At 36.3% G+C, this 19,595-nt stretch carries 25 protein-coding genes; 2 read left to right on the top strand and 23 right to left on the bottom strand.

Going from position 1 to position 19,595, the window contains the following annotated elements:
* Positions 1 to 126: 126 nt before the first annotated feature.
* The 15 genes from ndk to COE49_RS16410 form a co-directional block, all read right to left on the bottom strand.
* Positions 127 to 573: a nucleoside-diphosphate kinase gene (gene ndk / locus COE49_RS16480; RefSeq protein WP_000415881.1), complete on the bottom strand. Its 447-nt coding sequence runs from the start codon at positions 571 to 573 to the stop codon at positions 127 to 129.
* A 124-nt stretch (positions 574 to 697) separates the two neighbouring features.
* Positions 698 to 1,660, bottom strand: coding sequence for a heptaprenyl diphosphate synthase component II (gene hepT / locus COE49_RS16475; protein WP_088231583.1), 963 nt, complete (start codon positions 1,658 to 1,660; stop codon positions 698 to 700).
* 31 nt (positions 1,661 to 1,691) lie between these two features.
* Complete coding sequence (gene menG / locus COE49_RS16470; protein ID WP_088231584.1) at positions 1,692 to 2,405, bottom strand: 2-heptaprenyl-1,4-naphthoquinone methyltransferase; 714 nt, start codon at positions 2,403 to 2,405, stop codon at positions 1,692 to 1,694.
* Positions 2,406 to 2,434: 29 nt separating this feature from the next.
* Positions 2,435 to 3,184 (bottom strand): heptaprenyl diphosphate synthase component 1, encoded by a 750-nt coding sequence (locus COE49_RS16465; protein ID WP_140417413.1) that lies wholly within the window; start codon positions 3,182 to 3,184, stop codon positions 2,435 to 2,437.
* A gap of 212 nt (positions 3,185 to 3,396) precedes the next feature.
* On the bottom strand, positions 3,397 to 3,966 hold the full coding sequence (folE, locus tag COE49_RS16460) for a GTP cyclohydrolase I FolE (protein WP_001151482.1): 570 nt from the start codon (positions 3,964 to 3,966) through the stop codon (positions 3,397 to 3,399).
* A gap of 120 nt (positions 3,967 to 4,086) precedes the next feature.
* The gene (locus COE49_RS16455; protein WP_001043860.1) at positions 4,087 to 4,359 is read right to left on the bottom strand and encodes an HU family DNA-binding protein; all 273 of its coding nucleotides are present in this window, start codon (positions 4,357 to 4,359) and stop codon (positions 4,087 to 4,089) included.
* 298 nt (positions 4,360 to 4,657) lie between these two features.
* Positions 4,658 to 6,136 (bottom strand): stage IV sporulation protein A, encoded by a 1,479-nt coding sequence (gene spoIVA / locus COE49_RS16450; RefSeq protein WP_000416519.1) that lies wholly within the window; start codon positions 6,134 to 6,136, stop codon positions 4,658 to 4,660.
* Positions 6,137 to 6,378: 242 nt separating this feature from the next.
* Positions 6,379 to 7,092: a hypothetical protein gene (locus COE49_RS16445; protein WP_088231585.1), complete on the bottom strand. Its 714-nt coding sequence runs from the start codon at positions 7,090 to 7,092 to the stop codon at positions 6,379 to 6,381.
* Positions 7,093 to 7,157: 65 nt separating this feature from the next.
* Complete coding sequence (locus COE49_RS16440; protein WP_088231586.1) at positions 7,158 to 7,361, bottom strand: DUF2768 domain-containing protein; 204 nt, start codon at positions 7,359 to 7,361, stop codon at positions 7,158 to 7,160.
* A gap of 268 nt (positions 7,362 to 7,629) precedes the next feature.
* A complete protein-coding gene (locus tag COE49_RS16435; protein WP_000369752.1) occupies positions 7,630 to 7,881 on the bottom strand; it encodes a stage VI sporulation protein F in 252 nt (83 codons plus the stop codon).
* A gap of 118 nt (positions 7,882 to 7,999) precedes the next feature.
* Positions 8,000 to 9,022, bottom strand: coding sequence for an NAD(P)H-dependent glycerol-3-phosphate dehydrogenase (locus COE49_RS16430; protein WP_088231587.1), 1,023 nt, complete (start codon positions 9,020 to 9,022; stop codon positions 8,000 to 8,002).
* A gap of 18 nt (positions 9,023 to 9,040) precedes the next feature.
* On the bottom strand, positions 9,041 to 10,351 hold the full coding sequence (gene der, locus COE49_RS16425; protein WP_001125893.1) for a ribosome biogenesis GTPase Der: 1,311 nt from the start codon (positions 10,349 to 10,351) through the stop codon (positions 9,041 to 9,043).
* Positions 10,352 to 10,475: 124 nt separating this feature from the next.
* Positions 10,476 to 10,661 carry a capping complex subunit for YIEGIA gene (locus COE49_RS16420; RefSeq protein WP_088231588.1) on the bottom strand — a complete coding sequence of 62 codons (186 nt, stop codon included), beginning with the start codon at positions 10,659 to 10,661 and terminating at the stop codon, positions 10,476 to 10,478.
* The gene (locus COE49_RS16415; protein WP_088231589.1) at positions 10,658 to 11,551 is read right to left on the bottom strand and encodes a YIEGIA family protein; all 894 of its coding nucleotides are present in this window, start codon (positions 11,549 to 11,551) and stop codon (positions 10,658 to 10,660) included. The genes COE49_RS16420 and COE49_RS16415 overlap by 4 nt, the downstream gene beginning before the upstream one ends.
* Entirely contained in the window at positions 11,544 to 12,155 is a 612-nt protein-coding gene (locus COE49_RS16410; protein WP_088231590.1) for a YphA family membrane protein, read from the bottom strand. The genes COE49_RS16415 and COE49_RS16410 overlap by 8 nt, the downstream gene beginning before the upstream one ends.
* Positions 12,156 to 12,272: 117 nt before the next feature.
* Between COE49_RS16410 and COE49_RS16405 the strand changes: the two genes are divergently transcribed.
* The gene (locus COE49_RS16405; RefSeq protein ID WP_000513900.1) at positions 12,273 to 12,407 is read left to right on the top strand and encodes a YpzI family protein; all 135 of its coding nucleotides are present in this window, start codon (positions 12,273 to 12,275) and stop codon (positions 12,405 to 12,407) included.
* A 209-nt stretch (positions 12,408 to 12,616) separates the two neighbouring features.
* On the opposite strand, the gene fni is transcribed toward COE49_RS16405, so the two are convergent.
* From fni to COE49_RS27680, 4 genes are all read right to left on the bottom strand, one after another.
* The gene (fni, locus tag COE49_RS16400) at positions 12,617 to 13,666 is read right to left on the bottom strand and encodes a type 2 isopentenyl-diphosphate Delta-isomerase (RefSeq protein ID WP_088231591.1); all 1,050 of its coding nucleotides are present in this window, start codon (positions 13,664 to 13,666) and stop codon (positions 12,617 to 12,619) included.
* A gap of 12 nt (positions 13,667 to 13,678) precedes the next feature.
* Entirely contained in the window at positions 13,679 to 14,827 is a 1,149-nt protein-coding gene (gene rpsA / locus COE49_RS16395) for a 30S ribosomal protein S1 (RefSeq protein WP_000229558.1), read from the bottom strand.
* A 333-nt stretch (positions 14,828 to 15,160) separates the two neighbouring features.
* Positions 15,161 to 15,838 (bottom strand): (d)CMP kinase, encoded by a 678-nt coding sequence (gene cmk / locus COE49_RS16390; RefSeq protein WP_088231592.1) that lies wholly within the window; start codon positions 15,836 to 15,838, stop codon positions 15,161 to 15,163.
* A 130-nt stretch (positions 15,839 to 15,968) separates the two neighbouring features.
* Complete coding sequence (locus tag COE49_RS27680) at positions 15,969 to 16,142, bottom strand: YpfB family protein (RefSeq protein ID WP_088231593.1); 174 nt, start codon at positions 16,140 to 16,142, stop codon at positions 15,969 to 15,971.
* Positions 16,143 to 16,320: 178 nt separating this feature from the next.
* On the opposite strand from COE49_RS27680, the gene ansA reads away from it, so the two are divergent.
* Positions 16,321 to 17,295 carry an asparaginase gene (ansA, locus tag COE49_RS16380; RefSeq protein WP_088231594.1) on the top strand — a complete coding sequence of 325 codons (975 nt, stop codon included), beginning with the start codon at positions 16,321 to 16,323 and terminating at the stop codon, positions 17,293 to 17,295.
* A 37-nt stretch (positions 17,296 to 17,332) separates the two neighbouring features.
* Here the strand turns inward: ansA and COE49_RS16375 are convergent, their stop codons facing one another.
* From COE49_RS16375 to COE49_RS16360, 4 genes are all read right to left on the bottom strand, one after another.
* A complete protein-coding gene (locus COE49_RS16375) occupies positions 17,333 to 18,313 on the bottom strand; it encodes a YpdA family putative bacillithiol disulfide reductase (RefSeq protein WP_088231595.1) in 981 nt (326 codons plus the stop codon).
* A 109-nt stretch (positions 18,314 to 18,422) separates the two neighbouring features.
* On the bottom strand, positions 18,423 to 18,953 hold the full coding sequence (locus COE49_RS16370; RefSeq protein ID WP_001240644.1) for a peptidoglycan recognition protein family protein: 531 nt from the start codon (positions 18,951 to 18,953) through the stop codon (positions 18,423 to 18,425).
* Positions 18,954 to 19,032: 79 nt separating this feature from the next.
* Positions 19,033 to 19,269 carry a DUF3961 domain-containing protein gene (locus COE49_RS16365; protein WP_002083150.1) on the bottom strand — a complete coding sequence of 79 codons (237 nt, stop codon included), beginning with the start codon at positions 19,267 to 19,269 and terminating at the stop codon, positions 19,033 to 19,035.
* A gap of 92 nt (positions 19,270 to 19,361) precedes the next feature.
* A complete protein-coding gene (locus tag COE49_RS16360) occupies positions 19,362 to 19,571 on the bottom strand; it encodes a hypothetical protein (RefSeq protein WP_088231596.1) in 210 nt (69 codons plus the stop codon).
* Positions 19,572 to 19,595 lie beyond the last annotated feature (24 nt).

Here is a 19,595-nt window from a genome sequence, read left to right as displayed (position 1 = left end):
TATCATAACAGCTTTAACTTCGTAACTAATTCAAATAAAAAAAGTGCAAGAAGAATACCCCTATTCTTCTTGCACTTTTTACTATTATCACCGTTATTAAAGCGTTTACAAATTATTTCAAAATAATTAGTAAATCCATTCATTCATTAATTTTGAGTAGTCTACTAATTCTTCTTCTTTAAAGAAAATAGCAATCTCGCGCTCTGCGCTTTCTAAAGAATCAGAACCGTGGATAATATTTTTTGCAACAGTTACACCGAAATCTCCACGAATTGTTCCAGGAGCTGCTTCATGTGGTCGTGTTTTACCCATCATATTGCGTGCTGTATCTACTACACCTTCACCTTGCCATACCATTGCAAATACAGGACCAGATGTAATAAAGTCTACTAATTCACCAAAGAAAGGTCTTTCTTTATGCTCACCGTAGTGTTCTCCAGCAATTTCCGGAGTGACTTGCATTAATTTTGCACCAACTAATTGAAAGCCCTTTTTCTCAAAACGAGCTACAATTTCCCCAATGAATGCACGTTGTACACCGTCTGGTTTTACCATTAGAAATGTTTTTTCCATAAAAAATCTCTCCACTTCTGAATTATGTATGTAATTGTATATCCCCACACACATAGTAACACCCTTATCACAATTGTGCAATAGTTTTGAAAAGGAGAGATTTTTTTATTTTTTAGAAAAAACACTAAAATTTTCGTTTCCCAATATACTTTGCTACATTTTGCAATGCATACTTCGCTTGTCCGCGCGGGAGTGGTTTTATTATTTCTAATGCTTTATGTAAATAACGTTCACTAAACGCAAATGCTTTATCAATAGCATCACTATTCTTCACAGCCTCAATAATTTCTTTCATTTCATCAGCTGCTGTATTTTCATGTACAGATGTGATTTTCTTACGAAGTACTGGGTCTTCCATAGCATATAAAGCAGGAAGTGTAATATTTCCTTGCAATAAATCACCACCGGCAGGTTTTCCAAGTTTCGCTTCCGTTGAAACGAAATCTAGAATATCATCAATAATTTGATATGACATCCCTACAAAATACCCATACCAAAACAGACGATTTACCGTATCACGATTCGCACCAGAAGCAATTGCTCCCAACTGACAACTCGCAGCAATTAATAATGCTGTTTTTCGCTTTATCCTTCTTAAATACGTTCGCAAGTTTTGGTCATAATTATATTTATCTTTAATTTGTTCGATTTCACCTTTACAGACTTCTAAAATTGTATGTGATAGCGCCTGATGCGCCTCTGGAATTTCGATATTTGTTACACATTCAAGAGACTTAGCAAACAAATAGTCTCCTGTATACATCGCAATACGATCTCCCCATTTTGCATTCACAGTCGCACTACCACGTCGTAAAAATGCAGCATCAATAACATCATCGTGAACAAGAGAAGCCATATGAATAAGTTCTAATGCAACAGCAACATGCTTAATTGCGTCTAACTTATAATCTCCAAATTTCCCTGCAAGTAACACAAATACGGGCCGAATTCGCTTCCCACCAGCCTCGATAAGTTGTAATGCCGCTTCTTCTACTAATGGCTGTTCAGAAGCAACCGTCTTTTTTAATTCTTTTTCTATCACATTAATATCCGATCGTAAAAAAGAGTACATAAGTTGTAACTTCATATTGTTCACCTTAACCTAAAACGTCTTTTTTCTATTTTGATTCTGGTTTAATACCTAAATGCATCGCTGCTACTCCAAAAGTAAACGGCTTCACTTGTACACGTTCAAGTCCAGCTTCCTCAAACATATGAGCCAATTCCTTCATCCCTGGGAATGTACTTGCCGATTCCTGAAGCCATGAATATTCTTTATAACTTTTCGCAAACATCTTTCCAAATAACGGCATGATATATTTAAAGTATAAAATATATCCTTGTCGAAAACCAATCATTGTTGGCTGCGATGTTTCTAAACAGATTACTTTTCCACCTGGCTTTACTACACGCGTCATTTCTTTTAATACATGCATATAGTCTGGCACATTACGCAAACCAAATCCAATCGTTACGTAATCAAATGTATTATCTTCAAATGGAAGTTCCATTGCATTCCCATGTAGAAGTTCTACTTGCTTTAATTGTAAAGCCTCTACCTTTTGCTTACCGACAGATAACATATTTTCACTGAAATCCAAACCAACAACCTTCCCCTGCTCGCCTACCGCTCCAGCTAACGCAATTGTCCAGTCCGCTGTCCCGCAGCATACATCAAGCGCTTTACTGCCCGGTTGTACATCCATAATACGCATCGTCTCTTTACGCCATGCCTTATGTCTTTGAAAACTGATTACAGAATTCATCACATCGTATTTATCAGAGATTTTTTCAAATACATCGTGTACTCTTTCTTCTTTTGATTGTTGCATGCTCGTACCTTCTTCCAATGTAAAATTGCTTATGTCTTCGATTTATCTTTTAACACAGAATTGATTTCACTTATGTCTGTGTGATTTTCTAAAAATTGATTTTCTTTCTTTCTCAGTTCCATCATCCAGCCATTAATAACGGTTTCTGCATCTGCTTCATCTCTCAAGATCTCTTGAACCGCTTGAAAAACAGGTGAATGTTGTTTATCAGCGTGCAATTGATACTCTTTTTGGAGACGATTTTTTCCTAACACATAAGTTATAAATGGCTTCCAATGCGATACATGAAAATGATCACACGTTTTCTGCAATAACGCAGACTCAATCGTTATTACACTTTTCATTATGTCCTCAATCGTTTTATGTGCTTTTTGATATAACATAATCTTATGTTCATTGATTTCTTTAATTCCTTCAGCAAGCGCACGAATTAAAACAATATCACGATTCATAGACAATAAATAATAATATAACCCACTATAGTAATCACCTGCAAGTACTGTTAATTGGCGACGTTTATGCGATTCAATCGCTTCTTCACCTGCTTTATTTGATACTCTTTCATGTGTATCAAGCGCAATTTGTACTAGCATAATCGTTACTACATAATGCTCAATTTTTTCTATATGTAAATCCGCACTCTTTAAAGCCCCATATAGCAATGCTATTTTTTCTTCATCAATAAATGGTTCTTCAATATAGTTTATAAAATAAGGATGGCGCAATTTCTCCATCAATTTCTCTTTTATACCCGCATACCCTCCGTAGATGTCACACACAAAAATCACCCTTGTTTTCTAATTCATAAAACTTATTATAACACATACATTCTATTTTCTATAACCAAAACTTGGTTACTCCTTCCAAACCTCCGCTGAATTAAATAACATCTTCCATTCTTTTAAATAGTCTTTCCATTCTCAATCTGCCCAACTAAAACTATATCATTTATTCACATAAAAAAAAAAGAAAAGCAGTTTCCCGCTTTTCTTTACTTTGTTTTAATGAAAGATAAAATTTCACTACGCGCCGCCGCATCATTTTCTAGCACACCACGGACTGCTGTCGTTACTGTTTTCGCACCTGGTTTTTTCACACCGCGCATAGTCATGCACATATGCTCTGCTTCTACTACTACCATAACACCATGCGGCTCTAGTACTTCCATAATAGAGTTCGCTACTGTTGAAGTAATACGTTCTTGCAGTTGTGGACGACGTGCAATTGTGTCTACAGTACGGGCTAATTTACTTAAGCCCGTCACCTTTCCGCCTTGCGGAATATATGCAACGTGAGCAACTCCATAGAAAGGAACTAAATGATGCTCACACATCGAATAAAATGGTATATCTTTTACTAATACAAGCTCTTCGTGATCTTCTCCGAATACTTTATGCAAATGTTCTTTCGGATCTTCATGCATGCCTGAGAACACTTCTGCGTACATTTTCGCAACACGCTTTGGTGTATCAAGTACTCCCTCGCGATTTGGGTCATCTCCGATTGCCTCTAAAATAAGGCGTACTGCATGTTCAATTTGTTCTAAATTAACTTTTGCCATCCGCTAGCCCTCCCGAAAACCTAAAAGTGATACGAACACATTCTAGCATATTTATGTTTTTAAAAGCAAAAAGAAGAGTTCCCAAAAAGGAAACTCTTCTTCCCTGTTAATATGTAAGGATTATTTAACCGCATCTTTTAACGCTTTACCAGGTTTGAATGCAGGTACTTTACTTGCAGCGATTTCAATCTCCTCACCTGTTTGTGGGTTACGACCTTTACGAGCCGCACGCTCACGAACTTCGAAGTTACCGAATCCGATCAGTTGTACTTTATCACCTTGTTTTAAAGCTTCTAAGATAGAATCAAAAACAGCGTCTACTGCTTTTGTTGCGTCCTTTTTAGAAAGGGAACTTGCTTCTGCAACAGCATTGATTAAATCTGTCTTGTTCATGCCATTCACCTCCTCCCAAAGATAAGACTGTATAATGATCATAAAATGAGTCTTACTTTCATTTGTAGGCAATTTTTGCAAATTCTATACTACAAAGATGTAGATAAATCATTATCAACGCCTATATTATACGATTCTCCTTTATAATTCAATATTTTTAAGGAAATTGTTACTCTTAAAATGTGAAAATCTGATGAAACTTGACAATTTACAACAATATATTAGATAATGGCTGTTTATTTTTCTATTACATACGTAAAAACAAAAAAATCCCTCTACAATGAGAGGGATTTTTTTCTTACAATATGATCGCAATTAATCCGCCAGATCCTTCATTAATAATTCTTTCTAATGTTTCTTTTAATTTATATCTAGCATTTTCTGGCATTAAAGATAGTTTCGCTTGAATTCCTTCTCGAACAATAGAGCTAAGCGAACGTCCAAATATATCAGAATTCCAAATTGATAACGGATCATCTTCAAAATCTTGCATTAAATAACGGACTAATTCTTCACTTTGCTTTTCAGTACCGATAATTGGCTCAAACGTTGACTCCACATCTACTTTAATCATATGAATAGATGGAGCTACGGCTTTTAACTTCACACCAAATCTGGAACCGTGACGAATAATTTCTGGCTCATCTAAGCTCATATCTGCTAATGCAGGCGCTGCTACACCATATCCTGTTTGTTTTACCATACGCAGGGCATCCGCCACTTGATCATATTCTATTTTCGCATGAGATAAATCGAGCATAAGCTTCAATAAATGATCTTTCCCTCGAATTTCTACTCCTACTACTTCTTTTAAAATTTGATCATATAATTCATCTGGTGCATATAAATCAATCTCCGCCACACCTTGCCCCATGTCAATACCAGCTAGGCTCGCTCGATCAATAAATTCATATTGACTAAACTGCCAAACGACACGGTCCACATCACGAAGACGTTTTATGTCCTTCACAGTCTCTTGAACTGCTTCCTGATAGCTTTGGCGTAACCAATGCCCTTCATTTAGCACCATTACCCAACTTGGAAGGTTCACATTCACTTCTAAAACCGGGAACTCAAATAGCGCTTCTCGAAGCACATTATACACATCTGTTTCTCTTAAACTCTCTACACTCATCGCAATTACCGGAATATCATATTCTTCTGATAAACTTTGGCGTAATTGCTCTGTATCCGGATGATACGGCTGCACAGTGTTAATAATCATAATGAAAGGCTTTCCAACTTCTTTTAACTCATTTACAACGCGTTCTTCTGCCTCTATATAATCTCTTCTTGGAATTTCGCCAATCGTTCCATCTGTTGTGATTACAACACCAATTGTTGAATGTTCTTGAATTACTTTACGTGTTCCAATTTCTGCAGCTTCATGGAACGGAATAGGCTCTTCATACCAAGGAGTATTAATCATACGTGGGCCATTCTCATCTTCATAGCCTTTTGCTCCTGGAACCGTATACCCAACGCAATCTACTAATCGAATATTCACTTCAAGACCTTCATCTACTTCGATAGAAACCGCTTGGTTTGGAACAAACTTCGGTTCCGTCGTCATAATTGTACGACCAGCAGCACTTTGAGGCAGTTCATCCTGCGCTCTTTGACGGTCAGACTCATTTTCAATATTTGGAATAACTACAAGTTCCATAAATTTTTTAATGAATGTTGATTTCCCTGTTCGAACAGCTCCTACAACTCCAAAATAAATATCACCGCCTGTGCGTTCCGCAATATCTTTAAAAATATCTACCTTTTCCAAGTGATTCCCTCCCTCAAAATTTTTGGGAATAATTCCGCGTTTATAGTCAACTAATACCTTCTCTAACGTTGCCTATAATATCTGATATAATATAATGGTATTCTAGAAGTTCGGACAATATATCATATAATTTTGTCCAATTTCATATGACTATTTAAAAATATCTTTTGTTTGCATCACAAGTTGTATAACATAAAAAACCTTTCTTCTAGAACTTATTCGCTAAAAGAAAGGTTCATGACTTATGATTTAAAAAAAATTGGTTCTCCATCCTTTATCGTATACGGCAGAGAATAAGCAGGAACAAATGGAGAGTCTTTCAATAGTATATTCCGAATATCTTCCCCTTCCTTAAATTGACCTTCATTTTTTTTCAAAGCTTCATACAAATCGATTCTATAATCAACAAAAACTTCTCCTTTTTCATTAATTACAAAAGGTAACCCTTTACCAGAATACGGACTTGTCACTTGCGGTACATCTTTATATCCTAGTTTTTTGAAATCTAATTCATAGACACCATCTGCAATTACTTTTTTAAAAGGTGGATATTGATGTTCATCACGATACATTTTAAGTTTCAATGTTAATTCCTGAATTTGGTCAGCCATCCTTACGTCAATTAACTTTACCGTGGGATTTGTTTCAACATCTATTAATACATATTGATATACTCCACCACTTTCATATGCGTTCCCTGGTGCGTCTTGTATGTAACGCGGAGCAATTTTTTGAAAATCGATTGGATACTTTTGATAAATAGGCGTATTCATATCCCGCGTCTTAATTGGTAATAAACCATTCGTTTGTTCCTGATATGTAGTAATAGCTTTTTGAACAACTTGTAACTGATCTTCATAAGGAATAGCGTTTTGTTTCATATTTTCTTTCGGATACATACACCCCGTTAAAATGCTTATGCAACAAAATATTAAAATAATATGGATTTTTTTCACTAGTAATCACCTTTTCATGCTAGTATTCCTTACCACTTATGTAACATTTACTACGTAAATCGCTTTTATTGCTCAACAGGTCCACTAAATACAACAAGAAAAATAACAATTCCGGACACAATCATAAGAGTGTATGCTACTAACGCTGTAATCCCTTTCAAAAACTTATTCTTTATTTTATGCCTACTTAATAAAATAAAAGCTACTGCAACAAACATAAATCCCATTGCCCCTAAGGAAAACCACATTTTTATAAGCCCTTCTGACATATACACACCCCTTTGTATTAACCTATTTTTATACTATTTTAACAAATTAAAATCTTTAAACAAATACAAAAAAATAACATTTTACTACAAATTGCGAATATATAACTTTAATCAACAGGTTTTTTCACAACTTTCACTAATCTAGATAAAAATAAAACCGAAGCGAGTGTCTCTCTCGCTCCGGTTGACCAAATATGCCCAAATCAGCTCTATTCCCATACTTTCATGGCTATCATATGCAATCCACAAACTCTTTGTTTCTCATATTTTATTTTTTAAACATTTTACTTAACGAGCCAAAATCCGCTGGCATATTATTATTAACAATCGCTTTTACAATTTGATCCTCTTGTTCTTTCGGCACTTCACGTCCTGCCATTAGAGCAACTTGATGAATCAATTGACGAAGCACTTTCTCATCACGTAAATTCGCATTTTGCACAGATGATGCTAATTTAAAAATATCTTCTTTATTCACTTTCGCTTCTTTTTCAATGTTATTAAAAATGTTATTATCCATTCTTTTCACCCTCTCCTCAAGTTACTCTTCATCCTATGCAAAAATAAAAATATGGTGAAAAGACCCAGGGAAAAATAAAAAACGACAGAAGTACACTTTGTACTTCTGTCGCTTTTATTTACAGTAAATCAGGTACAGCTTCCACTTCATGTTTTTTCACACGTCCCATCAATGAGCCTACCGCATCTTTCACGTTATTCCCATTAAACAGCACGTCATATAAAGCAGCTGTAATCGGCATTTCAACTTCCATTTTCTCTGCTAATTCATGAGCAGCTTTCGTAGTTCTTACACCTTCTACAACCATACCCATATTTTCCAACACTTCTTCTAAAGAGTGTCCTTTTCCAAGCATATTTCCAGCTCGCCAATTTCGACTATGAACACTTGTACAAGTTACAATTAAGTCTCCCATACCAGTTAAACCAGCAAATGTTAACGGGTTTCCACCCATTTTTCTTCCTAAACGAGCAATCTCTGTTAAACCACGTGTCATTAATGCCGCTTTTGCATTGTCACCTAATCCAAGTCCATCAGTTATTCCAGCAGCTAATGCGATAATATTTTTTAACGCACCACCAAGCTCAACTCCAACGATATCTGGATTTGTGTATACACGGAAGTAACCATTCATAAACAAATCTTGTACTTCCTCAGCCGCTTCCATACGCTTTGCTGCAGATGTAACAGTTGTCGCTTGACGTAAGCCGACTTCTTCAGCATGACTCGGTCCAGACAACACAACAACATCTTTAATTAAGTTCTCTGGAATTTCTTCCTCAATCATTTCCGAAATACGTTTTGACGTACCCGGTTCTATTCCTTTACTCGCATGAATCCAAGTAATTGGTTCTGTAACAATTTCTTTCATCTCTTGTAATACATCTCTGTACGCTTTCGTCGGTACTACTAGCAGTACTGTATTTACATCTACTAATGCTTCTTCTAAAGAAGAGTAGGCTACGATTGTGCTTGGCAATGTAATTCCTGGAAGGTATCGGCTATTCTCATGTTTCGTATTAATCTCATCCATAAGTTCAGAACGATTTCCCCAAATACGTACATCATGCCCATTGTCAGCTAATACCATCGCTAACGCTGTTCCCCAGCTACCTGCTCCTATTACTGTGATTTTTGTCATAAAATCACATCCTCTCCATTAGTCTCTTGCTCTAGCGATAATGTGAATCGGCGTTCCTACAAAGCCAAATGATTCACGTAAACGATTCTTTAAGAAGCGCTCATATGAGAAGTGCAATAATTCCGGATCGTTTACAAACACAACAAATGTTGGTGGTTTTACCGCAACTTGTGTTGCATAGAAAATTTTCAGACGGCTACCATTATGAGTTGGCGTTGGATTCATCGCTACCGCATCCATAATTACGTCATTTAATACATTCGTTTGAATACGGATGCTATGACTTTCATTTACCTCATCGATAACTGGTATTAACGTTTGTGTACGTTTTCTCGTTTTTGCAGATAAGAACACAATCGGTGCGTATTCTAAAAATTGGAAATGAGCACGGATATTTTCTTCAAATGCTTTCATTGTTTTCTCATCTTTTTTCACTGCGTCCCATTTGTTTACAACGATAACAACAGCTCGTCCTGAATCATGAGCATATCCAGCAATTTTTTTATCTTGTTCAATAATTCCTTCTTCACCGTCTAAAACGACTAGCACAACGTCAGAACGTTCAATCGCTCTTAGCGCACGAAGTACACTATATTTTTCTGTACTTTCATACACTTTTCCTTTTTTACGCATACCAGCTGTATCGATAATTACATAATCTTTTCCGTCTTTACTATACGGTGTATCGACAGCATCACGAGTTGTTCCTGCTACATTACTAACAATTACACGCTCTTGACCAAGAAGAGCATTTACAAGTGATGATTTCCCTACGTTTGGACGTCCAATTAAAGAGAAACGGATTGTATCTTCATCATATCCGTCTTCTTCAATCTTCGGAAAATGCTGTGCAGCTTCGTCTAATAAGTCACCTAATCCTAATCCATGTGTACCTGAAATTGGGAATGGTTCACCAAATCCTAACGCATAAAAATCATAAATGTCACTGCGCATTTCCGGATTGTCCACTTTATTTACTGCAAGTACAACTGGTTTATTTGAACGATATAATATTTTCGCAACTTCTTCATCAGCTGCTGTTACACCGTCACGACCATTTGTCATAAAAATGATAACATCTGCTTCATCTATCGCTACTTCAGCTTGTTGACGAATTTGTGTCAAAAACGGCTCGTCTCCAATATCAATTCCACCTGTATCAATAATGTTAAATTCATGATTTAACCATTCTCCAGCGCTATAAATACGATCACGCGTTACACCTGGAATATCTTCTACGATTGAAACTCTTTCTCCAACAATTCTATTGAAAATAGTAGATTTCCCTACGTTCGGGCGGCCTACTATCGCTATTACTGGTTTCGGCATATACATTCATCCTTTCAACTTGCTTCTGTTTATTATGTAAAAAACCCTTCTTTGTGCAAGAAGGGATTTGCATTCCAGAATATTTCTCAACGTATCAAAACACCTCACATTATAACACACGTTGCTAATGTTTCACAATAATATATACATTCTCTTGTAAGCGATGCGCAATTCCATCTAAAATTGCCTCTAAATTATTTGCAACAAATTCTAGTTCCTCTGTCGAGTCACAAGTAAATAAAGGCGCACCACCTGCAAACTTCTCTGGCACTGTTGTAATAACCGCAAGAATAACACTCTCTAACATCATCTCTTATCTCCCCTTCCTTTCGGGGCTTCTGATGACATATGGACAGCACTTTCTAACGTCGGTACATTCCCTATGACCCCTATCGCTTTCTCTGCATCTTGATCTTGTGGTAAGACAAAGATTCCCACCCTACCATCCTCTAAATCACGCTTTGCTAACGGTACAAGCGCAGGTGTACCTGAATCTCTATAAATCCCTAACGCCACCGAAACATCGTGTAAAATAGCTTGCCGTTGCCCTAAATTTGCGATGGTTACCATCGCATCAATTGATTTTGGTTTTAAAATAAATCCCATGCCATATTTCATAATCTCTTCTTGCCTTGCCGGCAATCCAATATTCATAATATAAATATTATCAATATAAAGTCCTGCTCCTTCAAAATGAAGCGGAACATGTTCAATATCTACAAGGTCATGAAGTCTTCTACCAGACATTAATTTTTTCGCAATAAAAAATGCGAGTATAGCCATAATTACTCCAGCAATCCACGAATGGAATCCTATATACGCAAACGTCGTTGCAAACGACGTTAACATCGCCAAATAGTTACGACTTTCAAAAACTAATGCAATCCCTTCAATATATGTATTTCCACGTGGTACGAGCTCATATCCATCTAATTGTTGAAGTGTATTTCTTTCCATATTACGTACATCACGAAATTGCGTTGCTGCTAACGTAAGAAATGTAATGGCAGAAAAATCTTTTTTCAAAATGGACGGGATAGCAATCGCCCCTAAAGCAGCTGCAATTAATCCCATTGCAATATGAATAATTTTCCCGTGAAGCCTCGTCGGATATTGCCTCGTATCCGTCCGAAGCATTAACACCCTCGTTACTGTCCCTGCTATTACGCCGCATAAAATGGCCGGTGTATATTCAGTCATGTATTACCCTCGCCTTTCTTTTACGTGCTTTTCTCTTATACTGTTCCATGTATACTGATGCTTTTGCAATCCAAAACAAAATTGCCATAAAAAATGTGGAAACGGCGACGATATCAAAAAACGCTAAACTACCGTAATCATAAGGAAAATGTAGTTTCCGAAAAATAAGCGTCACTAACAATTCTCCTTGTAGCATTCCAATATAAAGGGAACATAATCTTAATACGCGATCTCCATGTAATAAAACCGATGCATACACAAGAGCACTACTTAACAAAAATAATCTGTCCACCACAATCCAAATTGGATCATATACTTCTAACAAATGAAAACTCGTATATAACATTGCAATAATAAGTGCCGAAAGTAAGCCATATAATTTTTTCCAAACAGAATATAGCGCGATTCCTATAAAAGAAATAATACAAAGCAACAGAGCATTTACTGATACTGTGAATGAAGCAATCGTCACATGTAACGGAGAGCAAATTATAAAAATCAATATACAAGCGCTTAACTTCCACCGAATAGCGTCCTTTTTCATAAAGAAAGTTACGATAATCCACCCTATCCAAGCTACAAAATAAAAAGTATTCCCATCCATCATTTCACCTCCTATGTTTTCCATTATGGGAACTTTTTATGAAAGTTAATCCCTCTTTCTTTACGCATAGTTTTTTCATATAACAGCAACACTTTTAATAAGGAGGTGCTATTCACAATGGGTAAAGATCGCCAAGAACGAAAACTAAGAGAATCACGCCGCGTTGAATCTGATCGCGACCAATCACTTCAATATCCAGGGGCAACTGGACTTGATACACCAGAGCAAGCTCGAAAGCAGAATCAGCACTAATCATACAAAAAGACGGTTTCGATATTGTACGAAACCGTCTTTCACATAACAATTTTTATTCACAATATAATTCTTTTATTTTCGTGTTACAAATTCAATTACTTCATGTAACATCAATCGTAATTATTCCTGGTAGTTCTTTAGAATACTAATTCCATTCCCTACTTTATAGTACAAAAAAGAAAAAAACCAACCGACCGGTTGATTTTTCATCTCCTACTATAACGCGTAGTATCAATTCCACGCTGCATTAACCAATGATACGTTTCACCCTTTACAACAAGAGGTACAGATTGTAATTCTTCTATCGTATTTGCCCCAAGAGCTGTCATAATAAATTTCAAATCTGTATGTAAAAGAGTAATTTCATCCATTAACTTCTCGACACCATCTTGCATTAAAATGCGTAAAAAATATCCAGCAAACGCAGTTGTATTTGCCCCTAACGCGATCGCCTTTGCTACGTCTAGCGCTGTTTGTATGCCCCCAGATGCAATAAAAGAGAGGTTATTATTTGTAGAGGTTGCTTCAATAATCGAGGTAGCTGTTTGTATGCCCCAGTTATTAAAATAAGAGAGCATGCGCTGTCTTCTTTCATTTTCAACTGCAGCAAAATTGGTACCACCTTGTCCACCAATATCAATCGCTGTTACACCTATACTCACTAACTGTTGCATTGTTTCCTTGCTCATCCCAAATCCAACTTCTTTTACAATGACAGGAACTTCACTCTTTAAAACAATTTTCTCAATTCGCTGAAGTACACCCGTAAAATCACGGTCCCCTTCTGGCATCGTTAACTCCTGTATAACATTTAAATGAATTTGCAGTGCATTCGCTTCAATCATATCAACGGCACGATCTGCCTGTTCCGTAGTTGCCTCACTACCTAAATTGGCAAAGAAAATACCGTTTGGATTTACCTTTCTAATGATCTTATACGAAGCTACTTCGTTCTCATCCTTTAATGCTGCCATTTGCGAACCAACAGCCATAGCGAGATTATGATGTTTCGCTACATATGCTAATTGTTCATTAATATGTAACGTTTGCTCTCCGCCACCACCAGTCATCGCATTGATAAAAATCGGCGAACTTAGTGAAAGTTCGCCGATTTTTGTTTCACATGTTATCGTATCATAACTTGAATTTGGCAAGCTTTGATGCACAAAATCAATATCATGAAAGCCATGCGTACGAGACTGACCAGTAGAAAGAGCGTATTCAATATGATCTAATTTACGCTTTGCCCTTACCACTTGTACCCCTCTTTATTTCTTTAATTTTTTCAGTTGTTCACCAATAATATCACTTAATTGGAAAGTAGCAGAATCAGCATTTGGTTCATACTGACTGTAATCTTCAATTACATTATTTTCTTCAAGTGCTTCTTTTATACTTAAAGAAATTCGTTTCTCTGCTACATGGACTTCAAGTACTTTCACCTTTACTTCTTGTCCCATTTCCAATACTTCATTTGGATTTTTCACGTGGCGATTTGCAATTTGAGATACGTGCACAAGTCCTTCTACACCAGGTAAAATTTCAACGAATGCACCGAATGTAACAAGACGTTTTACTACTCCCTCACGAATATCTCCAGCTTTTATTTCACCAGCAACATTTTCCCAAGGTCCCGGCTGAGCTGCTTTAATTGATAAAGAAATACGTTGTGTATCAGCATCAACAGATAGCACCTTCACCTTTACCTTTTGACCTTGCTCTAATACTTCAGAAGGTTGTTCTACACGCTCGTGGGAAATTTGTGAAATATGAACTAAACCGTCCACACCACCAACATTAACGAATGCACCAAAATCCGTTAATCGTTGTACTGTTCCTTCAACAACGTCCCCTTCTTTTAATGAAGAAATTGCTTCTTTTTTCTTAGAATCTAGTTCTAATTCTACTACCGCTTTATGCGAAAGGATTACACGATTTTTTTCACGGTCTAATTCAACAATTTTCACCGCTAATGTTTTACCTTTATAGTCAGTAAAGTCTTCTACGTAATGTACTTCTACAAGTGAAGCTGGGATAAAACCACGAACGCCAAGGTCCACAACTAATCCACCATTCACGATATCTTTTACAGTAACATCAAATACATGGCCAGAAGTAAATTTCTCTTGCAATTCTACCCATGCTTTTTCTGCATCAACAGCACGTTTAGATAAGACAAGATCATCTTCTTCTAATTTGATAATTTTCAATTCTAGTGTTTGATCTAATTCAACAACATCGCTTGCTTTTTCAATATGAACGTTAGCTAATTCACTAATCGGAATTACGCCATCTGTTTTGTATCCAACATTTACAAGCACTTGCTTCTCTTCAACTTTCGTTACAGAACCTGTAACAACGTCACCAACTTGTAATTCTTTTGAATCCATAACTTCTTCATTCATTTTCTCTACCATGGAAATACCTCCCTACAGAATTGACAAAGCATTTTTATGTATATACGAAATGAAAACAAAAGTTTTCATTTGCATGTTTAAGAATTTATCATCACATACTCTGTTTCAATACCATTCACAAGAAAATATATTAATCCTATATAAATAGTATACAGCAAAATCATCTTGAAGAAAGTATGTTTTGAAATATAATAGCGAATATATTCTGAAAGTTTCACTCCTCTTTTACTAACTTCTTACAAATCCGATCATTTGTCAAGGAAAGAGACTCACAATTCACGTATCCTTTACATTTCTATACAAACAAAAAAAGAAAGAGGTTATCCCCTTTCTTTACTTTGCAAACACCCCTGAAACAATACTCATAATTTTTTGGACAACTTCTTCAATTGATAAAGAAGTTGTATCTAATTCCAATGCATCATCAGCTTTTTTTAGAGGAGAAACTTCTCGTTCTGAATCCAATTTATCACGCTGAGCAATTTCTTCTTTTAACTGCTCTAAATTAGAATCGAAACCTTTATTCATATTTTCTAAATGTCTTCTTTCTGCTCTTTCTTCTACAGAAGCAAGCATAAAGATCTTCACTTCAGCATCTGGTAACACATGTGTACCAATATCACGGCCATCCATGACAACGCCGCCTTTTTCCGCTAATTCTTGTTGACGACGGACCATTTCTTCACGAACAAGGCGATGTTTCGCCACAATGGATACTCGATTCGTCACCTCAGGTGTACGAATGACTTCAGAAACATCTTGTCCATTTAAAAATACAAGTTGTGTATTTTCACCTTGCTGAAATTCAATATTTACATTCTTTACAACTTCCATTAACTTCTCTTCATTTTCAATGTCCACTTTTTGTTCAAGGGCTGCATACGTAAGTGTACGGTACATTGCGCCTGTATCGATGTAAACGTAAGAAAGTTTTTTTGCAACAACTTTTGCAACTGTACTTTTCCCAGCAGCTGCTGGACCATCTATAGCAATTGAAATTCGTTTATCCATTGTAACACCTCATTTTTTCACTTATAAAACAAAACGAAAAGCAGGTATTCATCCCTGCTTCTTCTCATTTGCTTCACGTCATTAAATCCTCAATTATTGTAGCATAATCCTCTATAGAAGAAAATGAAAACTACCTATTCACCGGCAAGATTTCCACTTTATTTTTCGTAACGACACCTTCATAATAAACAATTTTAGATAAATATTTCACCGAAGACTTATGTATAAATAACAATTGTACAACACAAAGACAAATGAATTGTATTACTAAAATACGAATAAAAATTTTCTCTACTTTTTTCAAAGTACCGCTCCTTTCCACCTTCTATTCACACTTTTCATTCTTGATTTTATAAAACATGCAAAGAATCCCTATATTTATTGTCATTTTCCAAGCATACTTTTATACATTTCCATTGTCGAATTTACTCAAAACATGTTATGTTCTAAATGTATTTTTTTACTTGAAAGGGGTATAAGCATTGAAAAGAATCCTAGTTTTACACACAGGTGGAACAATTGCAATGGAGGAAGATAAAGAAACTGGGGTCGTACAACCAGGTGAAAAAAATCCTCTTTTAAAATTCATTCCTGATTTAGAAGGCGATGTTGATTTGATCGTTGAAGATGTGTTCCATCTACCATCTCCCCATATGACACCTAGCGAAATGTTACAATTACAAGTCATCATTGATGAAAGAGTAAAACATGACAACATTCATGGCGTAGTCATTACGCATGGCACAGATACATTAGAAGAAACAGCCTATTTCTTAGATTTAACAGTCCAAGCAACTATTCCGATCGTTGTGACAGGTGCAATGCGCTCTAGCAACGAATTAGGTGCTGATGGTCTATATAACTTCTTATCAGCTGTAAAAGTCGCTAGCAGTAGTGAAGCCGCAGAAAAAGGCGTTCTAGTCGTATTAAACGACGAAATTCATTGCGCTACAAATGTAACGAAAACACATACAAGTAATGTAGCAACATTCCAAAGCCCGCAATATGGACCAATTGGTATGGTAACAAAACGTGGTGTTGTATTCCACCATGCTTTAGTACATCACGAAACATATTCAGTAAATAAGGTTTCTAAAAACGTAGTCGTTCTAAAAGCATACGCTGGTATGGACGATACATTATTAGCAGCGATTGAAAATCTTCCAGTAGACGGAATTGTTATTGAAGCACTTGGACAAGGTAATTTACCGCCAAGAACACTCCCTAGTCTAGAACGATTAATAAACAAAGGAATTCCTGTCGTATTAGTTTCTCGCTGTTTCAACGGCATCGTTCAAGATGTATATTCATATGAAGGTGGCGGCAAACAATTAAAAGATATGGGGATTGTATTCACATACGGTTTAAATGCTCAAAAAGCCCGTATTAAATTATTAGTTGCATTAGAGAATACAAATTCTCATGAAACAATCCAAAATATGTTTATGCACGATTAAAAAAGAAGCTGTCGAAGTTTATTCCGACAGCTTCTTTTTACATTTCTCTTGTTGCAATGGTTTGCGCGATCGCATCTCCATGAAATCGACCGTTCTCAATAAATATTTCATTTGCATTATTTCCGGCAGCAATTACACCTGCAATGAATATATTTTCAGCGTTCGTTTCCATTGTATCCTCTGTATAAATCGGACGTCCTGTTTCTTCATCAATCCGAACACCCATCTTCGTTAAGAAGCTATGATCTGGATGGTAACCAGTCATCGCAAATACAAAATCATTTTGGATTGTATTTGCATCGCCATCAACTGTATACGTTAATGTATGTTCAGTAATTTCTTTCACATGAGCCCCGAAATGCATTTGAATTGTATCGTTTCGTACTAGCGCCTCAAACTCCGGCAAAATCCACGGCTTTATGCTTGATGAATACTCCCTTCCGCGATATAGTACCGTTACACGTGCACCCGCTTTAACAAGTTCTAACGCGGCATCTACACTCGAGTTTTTCCCACCTATAACTACTACATCTCGGTCAAAATAAGGGTGTCCTTCTTTAAAATAGTGAGCTACTTTCTTCAGTTCCTCACCTGGAACATTCATATAATTTGGATTGTCATAATATCCAGTTGCAACAACGATATATTTCGCTATATATATTTCTTTACTTCCGTCACGCTTTGTCGTCTCAACCTGAAAAACTCCTCCATCTTTTTGAACTTTCTCTACTCGTTCAAAAGCATTTACACGTACAGATTTACGTTTTACTACTTCACGATAATACGCAAGCGCTTGATTTCGAACTGGCTTACGATTTTCTGTAATAAAAGCCACTTCACCAATTTCTAATTTTTCACTAGAAGAGAAAAATGTTTGATGTGTTGGATAATTATAAATGGCATTTACAATGTTTCCTTTTTCAATTACTAACGGATTTATCCCTACCTTTTGCAATGAAATTGCCGCTGCTAAACCGCACGGACCGCCTCCAATTATGATAGCTGTTTCTTTCTGCATACTCCGCTCACTCCTAGTCTTCTACCAATACACTATTTATAAAAACAAGAAAAAACCTACTTACAGCAGTAGGCACCTATCTTTATTGTATTCATTTTTCATATATTTGTCATCTAAACGAAACATACATCCGATAGACATCTGCTAAAAACTGCTGAAATTTAATACCTTGTTTCCCTAATACATTTTCAGGATCAATCTTTCTAGCTGGGTCAAGTGTTTTATGTGATACGATATCTTTTTTCGGATTCAAGCCGAAATTTTGACATAAATACGCATGATACCACGTAAAACGGGTATACGCTTCCCAAAAGTTAACATTACCACCATAACAAAGTTCTACTCCAATGGCAGCCTTATTGGCATCATAACCGTATAAGTCATTATCTGTTGGCACACCATATCGAACATGATAGGCAACTTCATTTATAGGAATAATTTCTAATATTGTTTTATCATCTATAAATGTATGTGCCGAGGCTTTCGGTTGTATTTCATTAAAATAATCCCGATTCCCTATCGCATTGCTACCAGGATTCCCCGTATCATGACTTACAATAAACCTTACTTTAGAAAGAGGAATTCCCGGTCGTGAACTTCCATATCCAATATAGTTACGCTCTATAGGAAACATCGCCATTACTACCAACTCCCGCTTCAGAAGATTACCTTACTTCCTTATATATGTATTCGGTAGCAATGTCCTTATCGCATATTTCTTACACGAAGAGAAAATCGAAAATATTTGATGTGAACACCATAAATAATAAAATACTTACAGCAACTCCATAAAAACCGTAAAACCAAACACAATCTTCTTTCGTATCTAAGCCGAAAAATTTATTTACTGATTGTAATAATGTGCCGCGCTTACTTTGTTTGTTTCGTAATACTTCCACTCGTTCTACAACATCTGCTGGCATCATAAATCTTTGGTCTACTGTCATTTTCATCATTTATCTCTCCTTAAAATCATTTCCGTTTTGTTTATCTAAGGAAAGTATAGCACATTTGTTCGTGTAGAACAAGCGTTCTTTTTATTTTTGTTTTATTTTTCAGCAAACCAAGTAAGAATTGAGATTATAAAGGCTATAATCGGCCCTACTACAACCGCACCAAATATTAAAAACAGTAATCCTTCCCCGAACACCCGAACGATACTTGTTTTTGGGGCTCTCATCGTTCTTGCGAGTTCTCCCTCTAACCTCTTAACCTTTTCTTCTAATTGTTCTACTCGTTCCATCATTTCATTTTCCATACGCAACACCTCACTCTAATACTT

Source organism: Bacillus sp. AFS029637 (assembly GCF_002584985.1).
Taxonomy (GTDB): domain Bacteria; phylum Bacillota; class Bacilli; order Bacillales; family Bacillaceae_G; genus Bacillus_A.
Note: the sequence above shows the minus strand (reverse complement) of the source record. Positions and strands in the feature narration are given on the sequence as shown.